The sequence below is a fragment of the Citrobacter sp. 50677481 genome (assembly GCF_001463265.1).
Lineage (GTDB): Bacteria > Pseudomonadota > Gammaproteobacteria > Enterobacterales > Enterobacteriaceae > Citrobacter_A > Citrobacter_A sedlakii.
Window position 1 is genome coordinate 1 of sequence record NZ_LNHZ01000060.1, and the last position, 3,328, is coordinate 3,328.

The 3,328-nt window shown below is 53.0% G+C and carries 1 protein-coding gene and 2 pseudogenes; 2 read left to right on the top strand and 1 reads right to left on the bottom strand.

The annotated features are described in order from the left end of the window. Positions 1–35: 35 nt before the first annotated feature. A pseudogene (locus APU02_RS16495) lies at positions 36–2,624 on the top strand (Tn3-like element Tn3 family transposase); the annotation flags it as partial. 60 nt (positions 2,625–2,684) lie between these two features. Here APU02_RS16495 and APU02_RS25315 read toward each other — a convergent pair. After that, positions 2,685–2,780: pseudogene (locus APU02_RS25315) on the bottom strand (mercuric transporter MerT family protein); the annotation flags it as partial. 71 nt (positions 2,781–2,851) lie between these two features. Between APU02_RS25315 and merR the strand changes: the two are divergent. Next, positions 2,852–3,286: an Hg(II)-responsive transcriptional regulator gene (gene merR, locus APU02_RS16500; RefSeq protein ID WP_000429836.1), complete on the top strand. Its 435-nt coding sequence runs from the start codon at positions 2,852–2,854 to the stop codon at positions 3,284–3,286. The last annotated feature ends 42 nt before the right edge of the window (positions 3,287–3,328 follow it).

Sequence of the window (3,328 nt, forward strand, 5' to 3'; positions counted from 1 at the left end):
AAAGGCTGCCTCATCGCTAACTTTGCAACAGTGCCCTTTTATATACCCGGAGCTGGATAAGCAACGAACGTCCTGGCCTGCTTTTCGATCTGGCGACAGGGTGGCTTATGCAACATCGTATTATTCTCCCCGGAGCCACTACGCTGACCCGGTTGATTTCAGAGGTAAGGGAAAAGGCGACGTTGCGCCTGTGGAACAAACTGGCACTGATACCGTCAGCCGAACAGCGTTCACAGCTGGAGATGCTGCTGGGGCCAACTGATTGCAGCCGCCTGTCTTTACTGGAATCACTGAAAAAGGGCCCTGTGACCATCAGTGGTCCGGCGTTTAATGAAGCAATTGAACGCTGGAAAACTCTGAACGATTTTGGCCTGCATGCTGAAAACCTGAGTACACTCCCGGCTGTGCGCCTGAAAAATCTCGCACGTTATGCTGGTATGACTTCGGTGTTCAATATTGCCAGGATGTCACCGCAGAAAAGGATGGCGGTTCTGGTTGCCTTTGTCCTTGCATGGGAAACGCTGGCGCTGGATGATGCATTGGACGTTCTGGACGCCATGCTGGCCGTTATCATCCGTGACGCCAGAAAGATTGGGCAGAAAAAACGGCTCCGCTCGCTGAAGGATCTGGATAAATCTGCATTGGCGCTCGCCAGCGCATGTTCGTACCTGCTGAAAGAAGAAACACCGGACGAATCGATTCGTGCTGAGGTGTTCAGCTACATCCCAAGGCAAAAGCTGGCTGAAATCATCACGCTTGTCCGTGAAATTGCCCGGCCCTCAGACGATAATTTTCATGAAGAAATGGTGGAGCAGTACGGGCGCGTTCGTCGTTTCCTGCCCCATCTGCTGAATACCGTTAAATTTTCATCCGCACCTGCCGGGGTTACCACTCTGAATGCCTGTGACTACCTCAGCCGGGAGTTCAGCTCACGGCGGCAGTTTTTTGACGACGCACCAACGGAAATTATCAGTCGGTCATGGAAACGGCTGGTGATTAACAAGGAAAAACATATCACCCGCAGGGGATACACGCTCTGCTTTCTCAGTAAACTGCAGGATAGTCTGAGGCGGAGGGATGTCTACGTTACCGGCAGTAACCGGTGGGGAGATCCTCGTGCAAGATTACTACAGGGTGCTGACTGGCAGGCAAACCGGATTAAGGTTTATCGTTCTTTGGGGCACCCGACAGACCCGCAGGAAGCAATAAAATCTCTGGGTCATCAGCTTGATAGTCGTTACAGACAGGTTGCTGCACGTCTTTGCGAAAATGAGGCTGTCGAACTCGATGTTTCTGGCCCGAAGCCCCGGTTGACAATTTCTCCCCTCGCCAGTCTTGATGAGCCGGACAGTCTGAAACGACTGAGCAAAATGATCAGTGATCTACTCCCTCCGGTGGATTTAACGGAGTTGCTGCTCGAAATTAACGCCCATACCGGATTTGCTGATGAGTTTTTCCATGCTAGTGAAGCCAGTGCCAGAGTTGATGATCTGCCCGTCAGCATCAGCGCCGTGCTGATGGCTGAAGCCTGCAATATCGGTCTGGAACCACTGATCAGATCAAATGTTCCTGCACTGACCCGACACCGGCTGAACTGGACAAAAGCGAACTATCTGCGGGCTGAAACTATCACCAGCGCTAATGCCAGACTGGTTGATTTTCAGGCAACGCTGCCACTGGCACAGATATGGGGTGGAGGAGAAGTGGCATCTGCAGATGGAATGCGCTTTGTTACGCCAGTCAGAACAATCAATGCCGGACCGAACCGCAAATACTTTGGTAATAACAGAGGGATCACCTGGTACAACTTTGTGTCCGATCAGTATTCCGGCTTTCATGGCATCGTTATACCGGGGACGCTGAGGGACTCTATCTTTGTGCTGGAAGGTCTTCTGGAACAGGAGACCGGGCTGAATCCAACCGAAATTATGACCGATACAGCAGGTGCCAGCGAACTTGTCTTTGGCCTTTTCTGGCTGCTGGGATACCAGTTTTCTCCACGCCTGGCTGATGCCGGTGCTTCGGTTTTCTGGCGAATGGACCATGATGCCGACTATGGCGTGCTGAATGATATTGCCAGAGGGCAATCAGATCCCCGAAAAATAGTCCTTCAGTGGGACGAAATGATCCGGACCGCTGGCTCCCTGAAGCTGGGCAAAGTACAGGTTTCAGTGCTGGTCCGTTCATTGCTGAAAAGTGAACGTCCTTCCGGACTGACTCAGGCAATCATTGAAGTGGGGCGCATCAACAAAACGCTGTATCTGCTTAATTATATTGATGATGAAGATTACCGCCGGCGCATTCTGACCCAGCTTAATCGGGGAGAAAGTCGCCATGCCGTTGCCAGAGCCATCTGTCACGGTCAAAAAGGTGAGATAAGAAAACGATATACCGACGGTCAGGAAGATCAACTGGGCACACTGGGGCTGGTCACTAACGCCGTCGTGTTATGGAACACTATTTATATGCAGGCAGCCCTGGATCATCTCCGGGCGCAGGGTGAAACACTGAATGATGAAGATATCGCACGCCTCTCCCCGCTTTGCCACGGACATATCAATATGCTCGGCCATTATTCCTTCACGCTGGCAGAACTGGTGACCAAAGGACATCTGAGACCATTAAAAGAGGCGTCAGAGGCAGAAAACGTTGCTTAACGTGAGTTTTCGTTCCACTGAGCGTCAGACCCCTACTAGCGGCCCCAGGCAGCAGGTCGATGCAAGAATGGCGGCCAGCCCGCCGGCGAAGAGCGCACCGCGCCCGTTTTGTGGTTCAGACATACGTTGGCCCTTTTGAATTTGGATTGGATAGCGTAACCTTACTTCCGTACTCATGTACGGAGTCAAGCGATATGGAAAATAATTTGGAAAACCTGACCATTGGCGTTTTTGCCAAGGCGGCCGGGGTCAACGTGGAGACAATCCGCTTCTATCAGCGCAAGGGCCTGTTGCGGGAACCGGACAAGCCTTACGGCAGCATCCGCCGCTATGGGGAGGCGGACGTGGTTCGGGTGAAATTCGTGAAATCGGCACAGCGGCTGGGGTTCAGTCTGGACGAGATTGCCGAGCTGTTGCGGCTCGACGATGGCACCCACTGCGAGGAGGCCAGCAGCCTGGCCGAACACAAGCTCAAGGACGTGCGCGAGAAGATGGCCGACTTGGCGCGCATGGAAACCGTGCTGTCTGAACTCGTGTGCGCCTGCCATGCACGAAAGGGGAATGTTTCCTGCCCGTTGATCGCGTCACTACAGGGCGAAGCAGGCCTGGCAAGGTCAGCTATGCCTTAGCGTGCTTTATTTAATGAGATGGTCACTCCCTCCTTCCCGGTA

What these genes read in the sequence shown, in the direction of transcription:
- merR (WP_000429836.1), top strand. Translation starts at nt 2,852, where the DNA reads ATGGAAAATAATTTGGAAAACCTGACCATTGGCGTTTTTGCCAAGGCG.